The organism is Mesorhizobium sp. B2-7-2 (assembly GCF_006440775.1).
GTDB lineage: Bacteria > Pseudomonadota > Alphaproteobacteria > Rhizobiales > Rhizobiaceae > Mesorhizobium.
Map to the genome: position 1 here is coordinate 26,054 of NZ_VFTZ01000002.1, position 17,442 is coordinate 43,495.

A 17,442-nucleotide genomic window follows, 5' to 3' on the forward strand; every position below is an offset into this window, starting at 1 on the left:
CACCAGAGGACGTCGCGAGATCAGGTAGGAACGTAGGTCAACCTGATCACATCCTCGCCGATCCGATCATGAGCGATCAGGCGCAGCGGCGGCCGGGGCCCGGCGAAATAGGGCTTGCCGTGAGCAAGCACCACGGGGTGCAGGTAGATCCGATATTCATCGATCAAGCCCAGTTCGGTGAGGCTTCGCGCCAAATCCGGGCCGGCGACTTCGATCTCGCCGTCGCGCTCGGCTTTCAGCTTGCGGATAGCGCCTTCAAGATCACCCTCGACAAGACTGGCCTTGGGCCCGACAGACTTCAACGAGCGCGAGACGACCCATTTCGGCTGGTTCCGCCACGCCGCCGCATAGGCAAGTCGCTCGGCATCCCATTCAGGATGCTCGTCGTCCCAGTAGCGCATGATCTCATACATGCGGCGACCGTAGATGCTGCCCGCCTGACGCTCGGCCTCCTCGATGAAATGGCGGAAGAGCGCGGGGCTCGGCCCGAAGGCCGTGTGATCGACGTAGCCGTCCAGCGACTGGTTCATTCCGAACACGAGCTTGGCCATTGCCTGTTCCTGATATGCATTCGCGCGATCTGCTTGCGTTGTGCAATCGGTTCAGGTTAGGCCGACCGATTTTATTTTGCAATTGGTTTTTGAGATGCATATCTGCCGGGTACTCCGACCTCCCCGGCGGGCCTGGCTGTCAAGCGAGGCTCGGCCGACACGTGGACTTCCACGCTGCGCCCCCGGTGCAGAACAATTGATTGGGCGCACCGGAAGGTGAAGATGGGCGCTGCTGCTCGTCGCAGGGCTATGACATTGGCTCCCGTGCTTCCCACCGCACACAAAATGGCCTGGCTACTCAATACAGCGCAACGCCAAGATCACGGATGCAGGTGCAGGCGCTTCACGCTGGCTGCCGCGAAGGTGATGAACTTTTTGACACGCGCCGGAACAAACTTCTGGGCGGGGTAGGCGAAATAGAGTCCGGTCAGGGGCGAATGCAGGGCCGGCAACACGCGCACCAGCCGTTGCTGGTCCGCGAAAAAAGCCGGCAGGAACCCGATGCCGAGCCCCATGGCGACAAAGGTTCTGACCGTCAACAGGTCATCGCAGGTCAGCTCGCCCGATAGATCAACGCCGATCTTCCGGCTGCCCATCAGCAGCGGCAGCGGGTGGGCCCAAGGCTTGCCGAATCCAATCAGGTCGTGGTGCTTGAGATCGTCGACATGAACGGGGACACCGCGCCGGTCGAGATAGTGCTGGCTTGCGAACAATCCCGACGGCCCCGTGACGGAAGACCTGGTCACCAGACTCGAATCGCGCAGCGGGCCGACGCGGATGGCGAGGTCGACGCCTTCCGCGATCATGTCGACGATCCGGTCCGTCACGATCAGCTCGATTTTCACCATCGGGAACGTTTCGCGAAACGCGCCGATGATGGGCGGCAGCAGGCTTTGCGCGATGTCGACGGCCGCCGTGAGCCGAAGCAGGCCGTTCAGGCTTCTTGCCCCCGACATGATCGCGGCCTCGGCTGCCTCGATCTCACGAAGCCCGGCGCGGCACCGTTCGAAATAGGCCTGGCCCGCAGGCGTGACGCGGAGCTTACGGGTCGTCCGCTGGATCAGGCCGGTACCGAGGCGCTGTTCCAGCGCCGCCACCTTGGCGCTCACGGTGCTGGCGGGCATGCGCAGCCTGCGGGCAGCCGCGGCAAAACTGCCTGCCTCCAGCACCTGGACAAAGACGCTGATCTCGTCGACGCGCATGCCAACTATTATGCAGAATCATGCATGATGATTCCAGATTGTGCCGTCTTGTGGCGAAACAGTTTCCGCAATCTGCTTTCGATATCGGAAGACAGCGCCAGGGAGCTGAACAATGAGAGGGCCGATCAATGCCGACAGCGAACCGATCGACCCGCGCGTCCGCGTCGGGCATGTTCATCTGAAGGTCGCCGATCTTGAGCGATCGCTCGCTTTCTATTGCGGTGTGCTTGGCTTTGGCCTGCAAGGGCTGCTTGAAGACGAGGCCGCGTTCCTCGCGGCCGGCGGCTATCACCATCACCTCGCGATCAACACTTGGGAAAGCCGGGGCGGTTCGCCGCCGCCCGAAGGATCGACCGGCCTCCATCACATTGCCTTCGTCTATCCGACGCGAGCCGCGCTCGGCCGCGCGTTCCGCCGCCTTCGCGCCGCGGGCGTGCAACTCATCGGCGCCAGCGACCACGGTGGCACGGAGGCGATCTATCTCCGCGATCCGGACGATAACGGCGTCGAGCTCTACTGGGATAGGCCCGAGAAGGAATGGCCGCGCAACGCCGATGGCTCGTTGAAGATCGTCAACAGTCCCCTCGATGTCGAGAATCTGGCCAGCGAGGGATCGTCCGTGCCGCCGGAGGGGGAAAGATAAGTCTGCGGCTTGTCGTGCCGAGAGGCTGGCGCGGCGCAACGAAGGTCCGCTTTGCGCCGCCAGGAGCGGTTATCGAAGCTCGGCTCCCAGGCTCTTCAACGCAGGCGCAGCACACCGGACGAGCGTGGATATGTGTCCTTCGGGCTGCATGAACAATGTTCCGTGACGTAGGCCCGCGGCAAGAGCCCGCGCGGCCTCGGCAGGCATAATCTGGTCGTGCGCGCCGTGATAAATGCGGACGGGAAGGTCGATTTGGTCCAGGTCAAAGCCCCACGGATGCGCCAGGGCGATGGCCTGGTCCTGGTTGGCGCGTGGCCCCTGAACGTAGCCTTCGGCGACGGCAGCGGCAAAGGCCCGGCGCACCGCCTCATCCTGCAGCGCAGCGCGGTCGCCGACGCCGAGTCGCTCGGCATTGTGGGCGAGCATGTCCGCCAGTTGAGCAGGACGCGCATGAGCGATGCCACGCAGGCTGAACGAAAGAAGCGGGCACAAGAGAGCATCAGGCGTAATCTGAAGGATCTGCCATGCGAGCCGCGTGATGCCGGTATTGGCAGTTGCAAGAACGGTCGCCGGCGCCACCGGCGAGATCAGCACACAGCGCACCACCTGGTCGGGTGTCGCTGCGGCGCAAGCGAGTGCAAATGCCGCGCCGGCGGAAAACCCAAGAACCGAATAGCGCCGGATCGCCATCATATCGGCAACCTCGTCGACTGTTGCCGGCCATTGCATGATCCCGAAGCGGTGCACAGGCGAGGACTTGCCGATACCGGGCCGGTCGAGCGCGATGAGCCGCACGCCTGCTTCGGCGGCCTGATCCTCGATCAGCTTCACTTCCAGGCGACTCGAGGGAAACCCATGCATGTAGAACACGGCTGAACCGTTGGGCTTCCCTGTCTCGAAAACTCCCACGCGTCGCCCTGATGCGAGTTGCAGAACCTGCTCAGTCATCGCTAGGCCTCGGCCGCGTGTTCCTCGCGCGCAGCCTCCCAGACCTCGCGGGCGGCATCCGCGTTCATGACGCCGATCGCGAGCCCGACGATCGCGTCGGGCCAGACGGAGCCCGTCCACGCCGTAACAAACCCAGTGATGATGATAGCAACATTGGCGACCGCGTCGTTGCGGGCGGAAAGGAACGCCGCCTTGGTGAGACTCCCCTTGTGATGGCGGAAACGGACAAGAATGAACGCGCATGCCAGATTGACGATAAGAGCGCCCGAGCCGGCAAGCGAGAGGGGCACGGGCTCGGGCGGAACGGGATGCGAGAATTTGAGCCAGATCGCCCACAGCGTCGTCAGCGCAGGTATCATCAGCACGATGGCCAGACCCATGCCAAGGCGCGCGCGGGACCTGAGGCTCCAGGCCGTGCCGAGGAAGATCAGGAGGTTGACCGACGTGTCCTCAAGGAAGTCGATGCTGTCGGCGAACAGGGAGACGGAACCGATCGACAGCGCAACTGCGAACTCGACTCCGAAATACGCAAGATTGAGGAGCGCCACGATCAGCACGGCGCGCCGGAGATGGCTGTCCATCATCTCCATCGAAAGCCGTGATACGCCGGGCGCAAGCTTGAGCCCGCTCCTGCAGGCGAGTGCCTGATCGTGTCACGTCCGTGAGCGGGACTGGTCAACATCGGCGACTTCCAGCTTTTGATGCCCCAGCGGATGGAGCAGCTAACCAGCATATTCACTCGGGAGACGCGGCGCGTTCACCGGATCGGAAAATACCGGAAAGTCAGCGCCCAGCACCGAAATGACTGGGACTGCCGTTATTTCGCGCCGGCGGCCGAGATATATGCCGTTGCTCAAGAGACCCGCCCGGGGCCTAATCCAGCCCAAGGCGACCCGCTAAACCGCAGGTTCTTCCAACCCGCTTCTCTGGTGCGACTTCCAAAGATAATAGCCGAGCACTGAACCGAAAAAGAAAGTATGTGCGATGAACTGCACCAGCGGGCTCGATTGCAGGAACCACGGGAACAAGGTCGGCGCTATCACATAGAAGTTGATCAGCCAGAGGGCGAGGCCGAAGAGGCTGGCTGCGCCGATAATGGCGACCGGCCCTCGCAACATTGCTGCAATTTCACCGAAGATCATCCCGTAGATGATCGCGAGCACCATATGGACAATGACGCCGGCGACACTTGCCGTCACGAGCGAATAGCCGGGATCGAGCGCGCCCGGTCCCAGCGCGATAGCGCCGATCATGCGCAAAGGCATGAAGAACGCCCCTGCCCCCATCATCATCGCGGTGACGATCATTTCGAAGGCAGCAAACACGATACCTGCGACCACGCCTGCGATTGCGCCCTGCCGAAGGCCCCAACGCATGTCGCGTGGTGTCATAGGCGTGTGGATGTGTTCCCGATAAGCCATGACTGTCACTCCTGTTTGGGGGCAACATTGGTCGAAGCAAACGGGGCAGACGCGTAGATGTTCCCGGGGAATCGCAAAATTGACTGGCTGCTGACAGAATATCTGAGCATGCGGCGTGAAGGTCTTCATCGTGATCCGCTCTGCCTTCGCACCGTTGCCTGCCTGACGTCATCGCCCGTGCGGTGTGGTTGTATTTCCGCTTTCCGCCTGTGTCGCGCACCTCGCGATCTGCCGCCCTCCTCGCGGCCGGCGGCTATCACCATCACCTCGCGATCAACACTTGGGAAAGCCGGGGCGGTTCGCCACCGCCCGAAGGATCGACCCGGCCCCCATCACATTGCCTTCGTCTATCCGACGCGAGCCGCGCTCCGCCGCCTTCGCGCCGCGGGCGTGCAACTCATCGGCGCCAGCGATCACGGTGGTGCGGAAGCGATCTATCTCCGCGATCCGGACGATAACGGCGTCGAGCTCTACTGGGATAGGCCCGAGAAGGAATGGCCGCGCAACGCCGTGGCTCGTTGAAGATCGTCAACTGTCACCTCAATGTCGAGAACCTGGCCAGCGATGGATCGTCCGTGCCGCCGGATGGGAAAGGATAGATTTGTGGCTTGTCATGCCGAGAGGTATGGCGCTGGCGCACCCAGGCAGTGATCGAGCGTTGCCCGTCTAAGACAATCTATGGCCAAGCTGCGGATAAATCGGGAAATTCATCCAGCTGCGATCAAGAGCCGGTCGTTCGGCAACACATCCGGGAAGCGGGAGATGAAACTTGATAGGAATGGCGCGCCCGAAGAGATTCGAACTCCTGACCCCCAGATTCGTAGTCTGGTGCTCTATCCAGCTGAGCTACGGGCGCGCAACAGGCCGTGCATGACACAGGCCCCGCGATCCGGTCGAGAAGGCCGGCCGCGATGTGGAGTGTTCCCTAACGACTGAATTTGCGAAAAGCAAGCCGATCCGGCAAAAGTTTTGTCGCAGGTGGTTTTGCCGGCTTTGATCGAGGCGCGCTACCGACAAGCGGCTCCGCAGGCGGTGGTGGGCTCAAGCCGGGCGGCGCAAACCGTTGCGGGCCTGGTCGAGCCGCACCGGCTGGTCGGGAATGGTGACGGCGAAGACGGTGCGGCCGCCGATCGATTCGACCAATTCAACCGTGCCGCCATGCGCGCGGATCAGCTCGTGCGCGATCGCCAGGCCAAGCCCGGTGCCGCCGCTGCGCGCCGAGCCGCGGAAGGCGGCGAACAGGTTCTCGCGCGCCTTGGGCGGCAGGCCGGGGCCGGTGTCGGTGACGGTGATGCGGCTGACGCTGCCCTGGCGCTCGGCCGCGACCGCCAGCCGGCGCACCACCGCGCTTTCGGTGTCGGCGGCCATCGCCTGAACGGAGTTGCGGCAGAGATTGGTGAGCACCCGGAACAGTTGGTCGGAATCGGCATCGACCTCGAAGGCGTGCTCGATGGCGTTGATGAACTCGATGCCGTCCTCGATGTCGAGCAGGCCGTGCACATCGTCGACCAGCTGGCGCAGCCGCACGCGGCGGCGCGACGGCGCCGGCTCCTGCGTGCGGCCGTAGTGAAGCACACCTTCGGAATAGGAGACGGCGCGGTCGAGGGCGCGCAGAAGTTTCGGCGCGAAGGCCTGCACGGTTGGGTCCTTCACCTGGCGCAGGCGATCCGACATCAGTTGCGCGGACGCCAGGATGTTGCGCATGTCGTGGTTTATCTTGGAGACGGCCAGGCCGAGGTCCGCGAGATGCTTCTGCTCCGACAGCATCTTCTGCAGCCGGTCCTGCATCTGCGACAGCTCGCGTTCGGCGACCCCTATCTCGTCGGCGCGGTCGGCGGGGCGGATGACGCGGCCGGGATCGTCGGGCGCCTCGGAGAAGGCCAGGATCGAACGCGTCATGGTGCGGATCGGCCCGATCATGATCAGGTCGATCGCGGCATAGACCAGCATGGCGGTGAACAGCGAGATGAGCAGCGAGACGACGGCGACGTTGCGCGAGTATCGGAGCATAGCGTCGCGTAAACGGTAGTCCGGCATGATCAGCTCGAATTCCTTGTCGCTGTCGCCGACCGGCCCGAAGACGCGCAGCATGCGCTTGCCGCCGAAGAACAGCGTGTCGAGCGCGCCGGTCATGCCGTTGATCAGGCCGACATTGGCGATGTCGATGTGCGCGTCGACCTGTGGCGGCATGTCGGCGACCACCAGAAGCCGCGAGACGCCGCCGTCGCGCACGGCGATCGCCTTGGCGCCGATCGCCATCAGCACATCGTTCTGGGCGTTGTGCGACAGCGAGTTGGGCTCGCCCTGCAACAGCACGATCGACACGGCGGCGGCCGTGCTCAGGCGCTCCTTCAGCCAGTTGACCCGGTAGCTGGCGATCCAGGGCAGGAAGATCAGGATTTCAGCCAGAAGCACGAAGGCGATGGTGAGTAAAAGCAGCTTGGTCGACAGACCGCGCGACAACGGCACCCGGCGCGACGAATTCGCCGCCGCCGGCTGTGCCTTCTCGTTCATGGGCAGAGTTTCACTCGTCATTGACGCGCGTTCACAAAGGCTTGATCGGCCAAGATTATGCGATTTGCGGCTTTTTTGCCAATTTCATCGTCGGCTCGGCGAAAAATGCCTCGCGGCGGGGCGGATTGACTTCCAAAGACCTTCTTTCTATAAGCCCGCTCACGCTCGGGCCATTCGTCCCGGCGCGGTTTCGATCGCGCCTAGGCCGGCCCGGCAAAGCTCCTGTTACACAGTGACAGAATCAAGAAGGGCCGCACCCCGCGGTATTAAAACAAATGAAGCGTACCTACCAACCGTCCAAGCTCGTGCGTAAGCGCCGGCATGGTTTCCGTGCCCGCATGGCCACCAAGGGTGGCCGTGGCGTCGTTGCCGCCCGCCGCAATCGCGGCCGCAAGCGGCTCAGCGCCTGAACGAAAGACGAGATCGTTGCCCGCACCCGGCAAGCCACAGGGGAAAACTCCCGGGCGGCTTCTGAAACGCGCGGAATTCCTTGCTGTGCGCGGCGGCGAGAAACGCCGCGGACGGCTTTTTCTCGTTGAAGTTCTCGACCGCGGCGATGACCTTGCGCCGCGCGTCGGCTACACCGTCACCAAGAAGGTCGGCAATGCCGTGGTGCGCAACCGCGTCCGGCGGCGGCTGAGGGAAGCCGTGCGCGTTCATGCCGCCGATGACATGGCGCCCGGCAATGACTATGTCATCGTCGGGCGTGAAGACGTGCTTGCCATTCCGTTCGGCCAGTTGAAGGCCGAGCTCTCCCGCCGGCTGCGCGGAACACGATAGGCCAAAGGCTTCGATGGAAAACAACCGCAATTTCTTCATCACCATCGCGCTGTCGGTGCTGATCCTGACGCTCTGGCAGGTGTTCTACATGAACCCGCGCATGGAACAGCAGCGCGAGCAGGCCCGCGTCGAGCAACAGCGCGCCGAGGCGCAAAAGAAGGAAGCGCAGGGCACCAATCCAAGCGCGGCCGGAACGCCGGCCCCGACCGCCGGCGCCATCCCCAGCGCGCCCGGCAGCGATAGCGTGACCGCGGCCAGCCGCGACCAGGCGATTGCCGCCACCAAGCGCGTCAAGATCGACACGCCCAGCCTCGAGGGTTCGATCAACCTGACCGGCGCGCGCCTCGACGACCTGAGGCTCAAGCACTACACCGAGACGGTCGACAAGAACTCGCCCGAGATCGAGCTGCTCAACCCGTCGTCGCTGCCCAATGGCTATTTCGCCGAGATCGGCTTCGTCGGCAACGACACCACCGGCACTGTGCCCGGCGCGGATACGGTGTGGAGCGTCGACGGCAATCCGACGCTGACGCCCTCGACGCCGGTGACGCTGACCTTCACCAACGACAAGGGCCTGACGTTCAAGCGCACCATCTCGATCGACAACGAATACATGTTCACCGTTTCCGACACGGTGCAGAATTCGGGAACGGCCGCCGTCTCGCTCTACAATTACGGGCGCGTCACCCGTTTCGACAAGCCGGCCGTCGCCAGCACCTATGTGCTGCATGAGGGCCTGATCGGCGTGACCGGCAGCGAGGGGCTGCAGGAATACAAATACGCCAAGATCGAGAAGGACAAGGAATACACGCCCAGCAAGTCGACCAATGGCTGGCTCGGCATCACCGACAAATACTGGGCCGTGACGCTCATCCCGACGGAGAAGCAGCCCTTCCAGCCGAAATTCTCCTATTTCGAGTTCAAGGACGGGCCGCACAGCCACAGCTACCAGTCCGACTACCTGTCCGACGCGATCAGCGTCGCGCCCGGCCAGTCGACGACGGTCGAATCCGAAATCTTCGCCGGCGCCAAGGAAGTCTCGACCATCAACGCCTATGCGAAGGACCGGCAGATCCGCCAGTTCGACCTTTTGATCGACTGGGGCTGGTTCTATTTCATCACCAAGCCGATGTTCTGGCTCATCGACACGCTCTACAAATTCTTCGGCAATTTCGGCTTGGCGATCCTCGCCACCACCGTCGTCGTCAAGGCCATCTTCTTCCCCCTGGCCAACAAGTCCTATGCCTCGATGGCGAATATGAAGAAGGTGCAGCCGAAGATGGTCGAGATCCGCGAGAAATACGCGGACGACAAGATGAAGCAGCAGCAGGCGATGATGGAGCTCTACAAGACCGAGAAGATCAATCCGCTGGCCGGCTGCTGGCCGGTGGCGCTGCAGATCCCGGTCTTCTTCTCGCTCTACAAGGTGCTCTACATCACCATCGAGATGCGGCACGCGCCGTTCTTCGGCTGGATCCACGACCTCGCGGCGCCCGATCCGACGTCGATCTTCAACCTGTTCGGCCTGCTGCCCTTCGCGGCGCCCGCCTTCCTGCCGCATATGGGCGCCTGGGCGGTGGTCATGGGCATCACCATGTTCCTGCAGATGCGCATGAACCCGGCACCGCCGGACCCGACGCAGGCGGCGATCTTCACCTGGATGCCGGTGATCTTCACCTTCATGATGGGCAGCTTCCCGGCCGGCCTCGTCATCTATTGGGCCTGGAACAACACGCTGTCGATCCTGCAGCAGGGCGTGATCATGAAGCGCCAGGGCGCCAAGATCGAATTGTGGGACAATCTGACATCGATTTTCCGCAAGAAACCATCGCCGGCTGAATAGACGGCTCCTGAACTGCTAAGACGAAAAAAACCCCGGCATCGTTTTGTCCGGGGTTTTTTGTTGATCAGGCTCAGCGAGCAGCCGTCAACCTTCGAGATTGGCCGTGGCCATGTTCCCGGCGTCATTCCAGGGCGGAGCAAGCAGCGAAAAAAAGCCCGGCGCGAAGCCGGGCTTTCGATAGGGTGTAGCGCTGTTCGCCTCAGCTCACCTGGACCTTGTCAGCCGCAGCCTGGTCCTCGGCGATGCGCTGCTGGAACATCTGCGCGAAATCGATCGGATCGAGCATCAGCGGCGGGAAGCCGCCATTGCGGGTGGCGTCGGCGACGATCTGGCGGGCGAAGGGGAACAGAAGCCGCGGACATTCGATGAACAGCAGCGGCAGCATGTGCTCCTGCGGGAAGCCGCTGATGGCGAAGACGCCGCCATAGACCAGCTCGACATTGAACAGCACTTCCTGGTCGAAGGAGGCCTTGGCGTTCAGCGTCAAATTGACGTCGAACTGCTTGTCCGAGAGCGGGTTGGCGTTGACGTTGACATTGATTGCGATGCCCGGAGCCTTGTCGCGGCCGCGCAGCGAATTCGGCGCGCCGGGGCTTTCGAAGGACAGGTCCTTCACATATTGCGCAAGCACATTGAGCGAGGGCTGGCTTTGGGTGCCGTTGCCGTTGGCGGCGCCGGTCGCGGCGTCATCGTTGCTGGCCATGAGCCTTTAAGTCCTTTTGCCTGGGCAGCATTGCTGACCGGATTGAAATCGCGGGTTCGCTACCATGCTCGGCCGGACAAAACAAGTTTTGCCGCCTCTGTCGGGCGATAGGTCCGGGACTGGTTCCCCGTCACAGGGATTTTGAAAGGTTGCGGTTTGTCTTGGTGCAAGATTTTCCGTTCATTTCCGTGAAATCAGCGCAAACGACAGGTTGAAGCCGCCCCAACCTCGTCATTCTATGGCGGAGCAAGGAGCGAAGCGACGCGCGCAGACCATGGAATCCATTCCGTGACTTCGAAGCGCCGCCACGGTGCAGAATTCTGCTCCGTTGCACGCCTTCGCGAAGGTAACGGCATGGATTCCAGGGTCTTCGCGACGGAGCTTCGCTCCTGCTCCGCCCTGGAATGACGATCGCGATGGGGCGTTTCGGCCAATCTCCAAGGCATGCCGCCTGCCAGAGCCGACCGGGCAAAATCCCCGTCCGGGACTAATCGTTCTTCAGCCGCCGCCAGGGCGAATTGTGGTCCGGCCGGTCCGGATAATCGTCGCGAGAATAGTCGCTGTCGTCGAGGTCGATGACGTGATCGCGGCGGCGCGCCGAAAAGCCGCGGCTGAAGCTGGTCGCCATGACGATGCGGTTCTTGAGCAGGCGCCAGGCGAAGTCGCGCACCGGCGGCAACAGGAGTAGAATGGCGAAGAAATCGGTGATGAAGCCCGGGATGATCAAAAGGATCGCCGCCAGCACGATCATCGCCCCATGCGCGAGCTGCCGGCTGGGGTCGCGCCCGGCATCCATCTCCGTGCGCACCCGCGCCATGACGCCAAAACCCTGAAGCCTCAGCAGCAGGCTGCCCGCGACGCTGGAAAGGATGACCAGCCCGACCGTCGCCAAAGCCCCGATCTCGCGGCCGACGACGACGAAGCCGGCGATCTCCAGCAGCGGCAGCAGGAGCAGGAACAGCGGGATGAACGAAATGCGCAAGTCTTGACCGATCGCTTTCTTCTTTTGCGGCGCTGGCGGACAATCGCCGCTGGCCTTGGCGCCTTTAGATAGGTATGGCTGCCTTTGATTTGAATGATTGCGCCTGCCGTTCTATATGCTTTGGGTGTTGAACGCTATGCGACCGCGGTCCCCAGGGGTTACGCCGGTCCGGCACGGACAGGGATCGAGTTGGCGGAAAATATGGGTTTCTTCGACTTCGGCACGATTTTCTTTCTGATTGCGGCGGTTGTGATCTTTTTCCAGCTGCGCAACGTGCTTGGACGTCGCACCGGAAATGAGCGCCCGCCCTTCGATCCTTATTCGGCGAGCCGCACGCGCGAGGCCGATGCGGCGCAAAAGCCTGAAAATGTGGTGTCGCTGCCGCGTAAGCGCGCGCCGGGCGAAACCGCGCCCGAGATCTATGCCGATATCGACGCCTTCGCCAAGCCCGACACCGATCTCAACAAGGGCCTGCGCTCCATCAAGGACAATGATGCGTCCTTCGAGCCGAAGGGCTTCGTCGACGGCGCCAAGATGGCCTATGAGATGATCGTCATGGCCTATGCCGACGGCGACCGTAAGACGCTGAAGAACCTTTTGTCGCGCGAAGTCTATGACGGTTTCGTCGCCGCGATCGGCGACCGCGAGGCCAAATCGGAGAAGATCCAGTCCTCCTTCGTCGGCATCGACAAGGCCGACATCGTCGCCGCCGAAATGAAGGGCTCGGAAGCGCATATCACGCTGCGCGTCGTCTCCGAGCTCATCTCGGCGACCCGCGACAAGGCCGGCGCCGTCATCGACGGCGACCCTGAAACGGTGGCCGAGGTCAAGGATGTCTGGACCTTCGCCCGCGACACCCGCTCGCGCGACCCGAATTGGAAGCTTGTCGCCACCGAAGAAGAAGATTGAGATCAAGCGGCGGGGCCCCAGTCGTGCCGCTCTCTTCCGCATTCGGCATAAAATCCTTCAGCGACCTTCCGGGCTGGGGCGAAGATGACCATGCTGCGGCCTTCGCCGCATTTCGCCGCTCGGCCTGCCACGCGCCGATAAAATCTTACCGCACCGGATCGCTCGGCGTCGATTTCAATGCTTTTGCCGATGCCTATGCCGAGGCGCGTGCCGTTTCGGCGCCGAGCACGTCCGAGGCGCGATCCTTCTTCGAACGGCATTTCGTGCCGATGCTGGTGCAGCCCGAAAACGGCTCGGGTCTCGTCACCGGCTTCTACGAACCCGAGGTCGAAGCCTCGCCGGTCAGGACCGGGCGGTTCACCGTGCCGCTGCTGTCGCGCCCCGCCGACCTCATCGACATCGACGACGGCAACCGTCCGGCCGGCATGGATTCCTATCTGGCGTTCGCCCGCCGGACCGATGGTGTTCCGGTTGAATATTTCGATCGTGGCGAAATCGAGCGCGGCGCGCTCGCCGGCCGAAATCTCGAAATCGCCTGGCTCGCCGAGAAGGTCGATGCGTTTTTCATCCACGTGCAGGGCGCGGCACGTCTGAAGATGACCGACGGCAGGCTCGCCCGCGTCACCTATGCCGCAAAGTCCGGCCAGCGCTTCACCGGCCCAGGCAAGATCTTGAGCGATCTCGGCGAGATCCCGCTGGAAAAGGTAACGATGCAGTCGATCCGCGCCTGGTTCAAGGCGCATCCCGATCGGGTCGACGAGATCCTGTGGCGGAACCGCTCCTATATCTTCTTCCGCGAAGCCGCGGTCGATGATGCCGCGCTCGGCCCGATCGCCGCCGCCAAGGTGCCGCTGACGCCGGGTCGCTCGGTCGCGGTCGACCGGCTGCTTCACACATTCGGCACGCCCTTCTATATCGATGCGCCGACGCTCACCGCCTTCGACGAAAAACCGTTCCAGCGGCTGATGATCGCGCAGGACACCGGCTCGGCCATCACCGGTCCGGTGCGCGGCGATCTCTTCGCCGGCTCAGGCGACGCCGCCGGCGAGGTCGCCGGCGTGGTCCGCAACGCGGCCGATTTCTATGCGCTGGTGCCGCGTGCGCTTCTGGACGGAGCGACCCCGTGAGCCGCCGCGACGATCATCTCAGCGACGACGACCGTATCCTGTGGAACCTGGTGGCGCGCTCGGCGCGGCCGCTGAAGGGCAAAACCGCCGTCGAGATCCCCGACATCGTCGAGCCCAAGCCCGAGACGCCCCGGCCCGCCGCCAATGGCGTAGCGGCCGTGGCCGCCAAGCCGAAGGCGCCGCATGTGGCGCATTCGCTCGACGACCAGACGTTGCACAAGCTGAAGAAAGGCCGGCTGCCGATCGAAGGCCGCGTCGACCTGCACGGCATGACGCAGGGCGAGGCCTATTCGCTGCTGCTCACCTTCCTCAACCGCGCGCATGCCGGCGGCATCCGTTACGTGCTAATCATCACCGGCAAGGGTTCGTCCTCGGGCGGCGACGGCATATTGCGCCGCGCCGTGCCGGCCTGGCTGTCAACGCCGGCCTTCCGGCATCTGGTGTCCAGCCACGATCATGCTGCCCGCAACCATGGCGGCTCGGGCGCGCTCTATGTGCGGCTGCGGCGGATACGGTCATGAGGATTCGGCGATGAGCCAGCCGACATGACCCCGTTCGGCGAGAAGCTCAGGACGCTGCGCGCCGAGCGCGGCGTCAGCCAGAAGGCGATGGCCAAGGCCATCGGCGTCAGCGCCGCCTATCTTTCGGCGCTCGAGCACGGCCGCCGCGGCGCGCCGACCTGGACACTGATCCAGAAGATCATCGGCTATTTCAACATCATCTGGGACGACGCCGAGGATCTTGCCCGCCTCGCCGAAAGCTCGCATCCGAGGGTCAGGATCGACACATCCGGCCTGTCGCCGGCGGCCACCGAGCTGGCCAACCTTTTGGCCGAGAGCATCGAGCGGCTCGATGAGGCGGAGCTGAGGAAGATCACGGCATTGGTCCGAGCTGCGCTGAGGGGATAGTTTGCCCGGATGAAACGGGTGCGGCTAGCCGACGCCGCCCGAACTTCGTCATCCACGGGCGGAGCGGGAGCGAAGCGGACGCGCAGGCCCGAGGATCCATTCCGCGGTTTCGCGCGAAGGGCAAGGCGGCGCAGAACAGAGATCGTTCTGCGCCGCGGTGACGTTCAGCGAGGGCCACGGCTTCCGTGTGCTAGGCCGCGGACAGCCCTTATTCCTGAAATCACTGCTTGCCGACGCCGGCGCCGTTCGTGCTACCGCGTCCGCCATTGTTGTTGTGATCGCGGCCACCGTTACCACCACCCAGACAAGCCGAAGAGTTGACGCCGCAGCAGCGGCCGCTCCACAGCTCGTTGAGATTGGTCTTGGCGCAGCTTTTGGTGGTCTCGTCCGCCAGGGCCGATCCGGTCAGGGCCGACACCGCGATGGCGGCAAGCAAGGTGTTTCGCAGGAAAGCAGTCATTGAAATTCTCCATGGTTGGGTTTGTCGTTCACGGCTGTGTGTCGCCGGCCGGACGGAAAAGGTTCATGGAGAGATGCGCAATAATGTCTTCGAGAGAGCGAAGCCCTCAGCTCTGCCTACTGCACCGAGCCCACAAGCACAGGCTGGCCGTCGCGGATCGAGACCCAGCGCCCGGTGTTGTCGATCGCCTGTCGCTTGAGGAAGCGGTAGCCGGTCGCGTCCCAGGCTTTGACCTTGTCGGTCAGGTTGTCGAGCACATAGTCGCCCTTGTCGGTGCGCACCGTCAGCACCGAATGGCCTTCGCCGTCCGGCTTGCGCACGACGGTGATCAAAAGGTCGGCCAGCGACATGCCCAGGCGGTAGAGCTGGCGGCGCTTTTCCAGCACGTAGTCCTCGCAGTCGCCATAGCCGTCGTCCGGATAGGCCCAGACTTCGTCCTTGCCGTAGTGATCGAGGTCGCTCAGCGGCTTGACGGCGGCATTGACCTTGGCGCTGACGCTGACCAGTCTGCGCCATAGGCCGTCCGTCATCATGGCCGGCCCGAGATTGACCGGGCGGATGTTGCATTCGCTCGGACGCGATTTGCAGAAATCATAGTGGCCGATCGGCTGCGACGTCAGGCCGCCCGTGGCCATCGCGCCCGCCGCCCAGGCCGGCACCGCCCAATGCGCAGAGATCGCCAATCCTGCGGCTGCACACAAGCGCAGAATCCGCGTCATCGCTGAGGAAGTCATTGTCCCCGCCCTGTTCTTTATTAACGAAACGTTAAAGGCGATTTACAGTCCGTGTCAATTGGAGACGACGGTCAGTTTGGCGGGATGGTTACCTGCGCGATCCCGTAGCGGCACTTTCGCAACAGAAGCGCGGTTGCAACACGCTGGCCGCCAGGTGGCGGCAAGGCTGATGATGGGCTCCGGAGTTCAGCTTTTGGCGGAGCGGACCAGTCTCGGCTTCGCCGCCACCCGGTGCTGGCGGCCATAGCTGGAAATGAAGTCGACGATGCGCGGCACGATCTCGGAGCGGAAGCGCGAGCCGTTGAAGACGCCGTAATGGCCGACGGCCGGTTGCACGTAATGCGCATGCCTGTCGGCCGGGATGTTGACGCACAAATCATGCGCGGCCTGGGTCTGGCCGAGGCCGGAAATGTCGTCGTTCTCGCCCTCGATGGTCAGCAGCGCGACGTTGCGGATCGCCTTCGGATCGACCGGCTCGCCGCGATGCGTCATCTCGCCCTTCGGCAGAGCGTGGCGCACGAACACGGTGTCGACCGTCTGCAGGTAGAATTCCGCCGTCAGGTCCATCACCGCCAGATACTCGTCATAGAAGTCGCGGTGCTTTTCGGCGCTGTCGCCGTCATGCTTCACAAGGTGCATGAAGAAGTCCTTGTGCGCGATGATGTGGCGGTCGAGGTTCATGCTCATGAAGCCCGAGAGCTGCAGGAAGCCGGGATAGACCGGGCGGCCGAAGCCCGGCACCGGCCACGGCGCCGGCATGACGACATTGTCGCGGAACCAGTCGATGCCCTTTTCCTTGGCCAGAAGATTGACCGCGGTCGGGTTGCGGCGCGTATCGACCGGTCCGCCCATCAGCGTCATGGTGGAGGGCACGAAGGGATCGCCGCGCTTTTCCATCAGCGCCACCGCCGCCAGCACCGGCACGGAGGGCTGGCATACCGCCATCACATGCGTGTCGGGGCCGAGCGCGTGGAACATCTCGATGATGTAGTCGACATAGTCGTCGAGATCGAAGCTGCCTTGCGCTGCCGGCACCATGCGGGCATCGACCCAGTCGGTGATGTGCACGTCGGCGTGGGGCAGCATCGCCTCGACCGTGCCGCGCAGCAGCGTCGCGTAATGGCCCGACATCGGCGCCACGATCAAAAGCTTCGGGTCGGGCTTGCGGCCGGCGGGCAGCGCGCGCTCGAAACGGATCAGGTCGCAGAACGGCTTCGACCAGACCGTCTTTTCGGTGACGCCGACGCTTTTCCAGTCGACCACGGCCTTGTCCAGGCCGAACTGCGGTTTGCCATAGCGACGGGTGGTCCGCTCGAAGAGCTCCGCGGTCGCCGCGACCGAGCGGCCGAAGGGGGTGTGGGAAACCGGATTGAGCGGGTTGGAGTAGAAGAGCCGCACCGCGTCGGCATAGAAGCGGGCCGGCTGCAACGCCGCATGGTTCATTTCGTAGAGCTGGTAGAACATCGCGAACCCCGCTGCCGTCCGACGACCAAAAGGACGACGAACTGCGCCGAGCCTTGAATGTCTCCTGGCGAGGTTAACAAGATATTGTTGCGATGCAATACGTCATTTTGTCTGACGAATGCATCTTTCGTTCAACCTGTTGAAAACCGGCCTTTAAGCGGGCGAGCCGGCTCAATGTGCGCTGCCGAAATGTGAAGGATATGTGTCCGGCCCCTCATGCCGGGGATTGGTCGAAACCGTCCAAATCTCGTCA

The 17,442-nt window shown here is 63.2% G+C and carries 19 protein-coding genes, 1 tRNA gene and 1 pseudogene; 9 read left to right on the forward strand and 12 right to left on the reverse strand.

The window, feature by feature from the left end; translation table 11 throughout:
- Positions 1-20: 20 nt before the first annotated feature.
- Together FJ425_RS02895 and FJ425_RS02900 are read right to left on the reverse strand one after the other, a co-directional pair.
- Positions 21-551, reverse strand: a complete 531-nt coding sequence (locus FJ425_RS02895; protein WP_140633476.1) for a dihydrofolate reductase family protein — start codon at positions 549-551, stop codon at positions 21-23.
- 320 nt (positions 552-871) lie between these two features.
- Complete coding sequence (locus FJ425_RS02900; RefSeq protein ID WP_140633480.1) at positions 872-1,753, reverse strand: LysR family transcriptional regulator; 882 nt, start codon at positions 1,751-1,753, stop codon at positions 872-874.
- A 112-nt stretch (positions 1,754-1,865) separates the two neighbouring features.
- Between FJ425_RS02900 and FJ425_RS02905 the strand changes: the two genes are divergently transcribed.
- Positions 1,866-2,396 (forward strand): VOC family protein, encoded by a 531-nt coding sequence (locus FJ425_RS02905; protein WP_140633483.1) that lies wholly within the window; start codon positions 1,866-1,868, stop codon positions 2,394-2,396.
- 69 nt (positions 2,397-2,465) lie between these two features.
- Here the strand turns inward: FJ425_RS02905 and FJ425_RS02910 are convergent, their stop codons facing one another.
- The 3 genes from FJ425_RS02910 to FJ425_RS02920 form a co-directional block, all read right to left on the reverse strand.
- Positions 2,466-3,344, reverse strand: coding sequence for an alpha/beta hydrolase (locus FJ425_RS02910; protein ID WP_140633486.1), 879 nt, complete (start codon positions 3,342-3,344; stop codon positions 2,466-2,468).
- A 2-nt stretch (positions 3,345-3,346) separates the two neighbouring features.
- The gene (locus tag FJ425_RS02915) at positions 3,347-3,928 is read right to left on the reverse strand and encodes a cation transporter (protein WP_140633491.1); all 582 of its coding nucleotides are present in this window, start codon (positions 3,926-3,928) and stop codon (positions 3,347-3,349) included.
- 312 nt (positions 3,929-4,240) lie between these two features.
- Positions 4,241-4,765, reverse strand: coding sequence for a hypothetical protein (locus FJ425_RS02920; protein WP_140542952.1), 525 nt, complete (start codon positions 4,763-4,765; stop codon positions 4,241-4,243).
- Between the two features lie 230 nt (positions 4,766-4,995).
- Between FJ425_RS02920 and FJ425_RS31920 the strand changes: the two are divergent.
- Positions 4,996-5,364, forward strand: a pseudogene (locus FJ425_RS31920) (VOC family protein); the annotation flags it as partial.
- A gap of 180 nt (positions 5,365-5,544) precedes the next feature.
- Here FJ425_RS31920 and FJ425_RS02930 read toward each other — a convergent pair.
- Positions 5,545-5,621: transfer RNA gene (locus FJ425_RS02930), tRNA-Arg, on the reverse strand.
- Positions 5,622-5,806: 185 nt separating this feature from the next.
- Entirely contained in the window at positions 5,807-7,279 is a 1,473-nt protein-coding gene (locus FJ425_RS02935) for a HAMP domain-containing sensor histidine kinase (RefSeq protein ID WP_246673448.1), read from the reverse strand.
- Between the two features lie 275 nt (positions 7,280-7,554).
- Between FJ425_RS02935 and rpmH the strand changes: the two genes are divergently transcribed.
- Genes rpmH through yidC form a run of 3 tightly spaced genes read left to right on the forward strand, consistent with a single transcriptional unit; the run spans position 7,555 to position 9,902 of the window.
- On the forward strand, positions 7,555-7,689 hold the full coding sequence (gene rpmH / locus FJ425_RS02940; RefSeq protein WP_008833937.1) for a 50S ribosomal protein L34: 135 nt from the start codon (positions 7,555-7,557) through the stop codon (positions 7,687-7,689).
- Between the two features lie 16 nt (positions 7,690-7,705).
- A complete protein-coding gene (rnpA, locus tag FJ425_RS02945) occupies positions 7,706-8,059 on the forward strand; it encodes a ribonuclease P protein component (RefSeq protein WP_140633494.1) in 354 nt (117 codons plus the stop codon).
- A 13-nt stretch (positions 8,060-8,072) separates the two neighbouring features.
- Entirely contained in the window at positions 8,073-9,902 is a 1,830-nt protein-coding gene (yidC, locus tag FJ425_RS02950) for a membrane protein insertase YidC (protein ID WP_140633497.1), read from the forward strand.
- Between the two features lie 199 nt (positions 9,903-10,101).
- On the opposite strand, the gene secB is transcribed toward yidC, so the two are convergent.
- A complete protein-coding gene (gene secB, locus FJ425_RS02955; protein ID WP_140633500.1) occupies positions 10,102-10,605 on the reverse strand; it encodes a protein-export chaperone SecB in 504 nt (167 codons plus the stop codon).
- A 487-nt stretch (positions 10,606-11,092) separates the two neighbouring features.
- A complete protein-coding gene (locus tag FJ425_RS02960; RefSeq protein ID WP_140542957.1) occupies positions 11,093-11,587 on the reverse strand; it encodes an FxsA family protein in 495 nt (164 codons plus the stop codon).
- Between the two features lie 201 nt (positions 11,588-11,788).
- On the opposite strand from FJ425_RS02960, the gene FJ425_RS02965 reads away from it, so the two are divergent.
- From FJ425_RS02965 to FJ425_RS02980, 4 genes are read left to right on the forward strand one after another with little or no spacing between them, the layout of a single operon-like run.
- Positions 11,789-12,496, forward strand: a complete 708-nt coding sequence (locus FJ425_RS02965) for a Tim44/TimA family putative adaptor protein (RefSeq protein ID WP_095767958.1) — start codon at positions 11,789-11,791, stop codon at positions 12,494-12,496.
- 23 nt (positions 12,497-12,519) lie between these two features.
- On the forward strand, positions 12,520-13,623 hold the full coding sequence (locus FJ425_RS02970; protein WP_140633503.1) for a murein transglycosylase A: 1,104 nt from the start codon (positions 12,520-12,522) through the stop codon (positions 13,621-13,623).
- Positions 13,620-14,144, forward strand: a complete 525-nt coding sequence (locus tag FJ425_RS02975) for a Smr/MutS family protein (RefSeq protein WP_140633506.1) — start codon at positions 13,620-13,622, stop codon at positions 14,142-14,144. The genes FJ425_RS02970 and FJ425_RS02975 overlap by 4 nt, the downstream gene beginning before the upstream one ends.
- A gap of 24 nt (positions 14,145-14,168) precedes the next feature.
- A complete protein-coding gene (locus FJ425_RS02980; protein ID WP_140633509.1) occupies positions 14,169-14,531 on the forward strand; it encodes a helix-turn-helix transcriptional regulator in 363 nt (120 codons plus the stop codon).
- Between the two features lie 220 nt (positions 14,532-14,751).
- Here the strand turns inward: FJ425_RS02980 and FJ425_RS02985 are convergent, their stop codons facing one another.
- The 3 genes from FJ425_RS02985 to FJ425_RS02995 form a co-directional block, all read right to left on the reverse strand.
- Positions 14,752-14,991, reverse strand: a complete 240-nt coding sequence (locus tag FJ425_RS02985) for a hypothetical protein (RefSeq protein ID WP_140633512.1) — start codon at positions 14,989-14,991, stop codon at positions 14,752-14,754.
- Positions 14,992-15,107: 116 nt separating this feature from the next.
- Entirely contained in the window at positions 15,108-15,725 is a 618-nt protein-coding gene (locus FJ425_RS02990) for a transglutaminase-like cysteine peptidase (RefSeq protein WP_140633515.1), read from the reverse strand.
- A 186-nt stretch (positions 15,726-15,911) separates the two neighbouring features.
- Positions 15,912-17,189 (reverse strand): polyhydroxyalkanoate depolymerase, encoded by a 1,278-nt coding sequence (locus FJ425_RS02995; protein ID WP_140633518.1) that lies wholly within the window; start codon positions 17,187-17,189, stop codon positions 15,912-15,914.
- Positions 17,190-17,442 lie beyond the last annotated feature (253 nt).

Excerpts from the sequence above, each read along its gene's own strand:
- FJ425_RS02895 (WP_140633476.1), bottom strand. The coding sequence starts at position 551 with ATGGCCAAGCTCGTGTTCGGAATGAACCAGTCGCTGGACGGCTACGTC.
- FJ425_RS02900 (WP_140633480.1), bottom strand. The coding sequence starts at position 1,753 with ATGCGCGTCGACGAGATCAGCGTCTTTGTCCAGGTGCTGGAGGCAGGC.
- FJ425_RS02905 (WP_140633483.1), top strand. The coding sequence starts at position 1,866 with ATGAGAGGGCCGATCAATGCCGACAGCGAACCGATCGACCCGCGCGTC.
- FJ425_RS02910 (WP_140633486.1), bottom strand. The coding sequence starts at position 3,344 with ATGACTGAGCAGGTTCTGCAACTCGCATCAGGGCGACGCGTGGGAGTT.
- FJ425_RS02915 (WP_140633491.1), bottom strand. The coding sequence starts at position 3,928 with ATGATGGACAGCCATCTCCGGCGCGCCGTGCTGATCGTGGCGCTCCTC.
- FJ425_RS02920 (WP_140542952.1), bottom strand. The coding sequence starts at position 4,765 with ATGGCTTATCGGGAACACATCCACACGCCTATGACACCACGCGACATG.
- FJ425_RS02935 (WP_246673448.1), bottom strand. The coding sequence starts at position 7,279 with ATGAACGAGAAGGCACAGCCGGCGGCGGCGAATTCGTCGCGCCGGGTG.
- rpmH (WP_008833937.1), top strand. The coding sequence starts at position 7,555 with ATGAAGCGTACCTACCAACCGTCCAAGCTCGTGCGTAAGCGCCGGCAT.
- yidC (WP_140633497.1), top strand. The coding sequence starts at position 8,073 with ATGGAAAACAACCGCAATTTCTTCATCACCATCGCGCTGTCGGTGCTG.
- secB (WP_140633500.1), bottom strand. The coding sequence starts at position 10,605 with ATGGCCAGCAACGATGACGCCGCGACCGGCGCCGCCAACGGCAACGGC.
- FJ425_RS02965 (WP_095767958.1), top strand. The coding sequence starts at position 11,789 with ATGGGTTTCTTCGACTTCGGCACGATTTTCTTTCTGATTGCGGCGGTT.
- FJ425_RS02980 (WP_140633509.1), top strand. The coding sequence starts at position 14,169 with ATGACCCCGTTCGGCGAGAAGCTCAGGACGCTGCGCGCCGAGCGCGGC.
- FJ425_RS02985 (WP_140633512.1), bottom strand. The coding sequence starts at position 14,991 with ATGACTGCTTTCCTGCGAAACACCTTGCTTGCCGCCATCGCGGTGTCG.
- FJ425_RS02990 (WP_140633515.1), bottom strand. The coding sequence starts at position 15,725 with ATGACTTCCTCAGCGATGACGCGGATTCTGCGCTTGTGTGCAGCCGCA.
- FJ425_RS02995 (WP_140633518.1), bottom strand. The coding sequence starts at position 17,189 with ATGTTCTACCAGCTCTACGAAATGAACCATGCGGCGTTGCAGCCGGCC.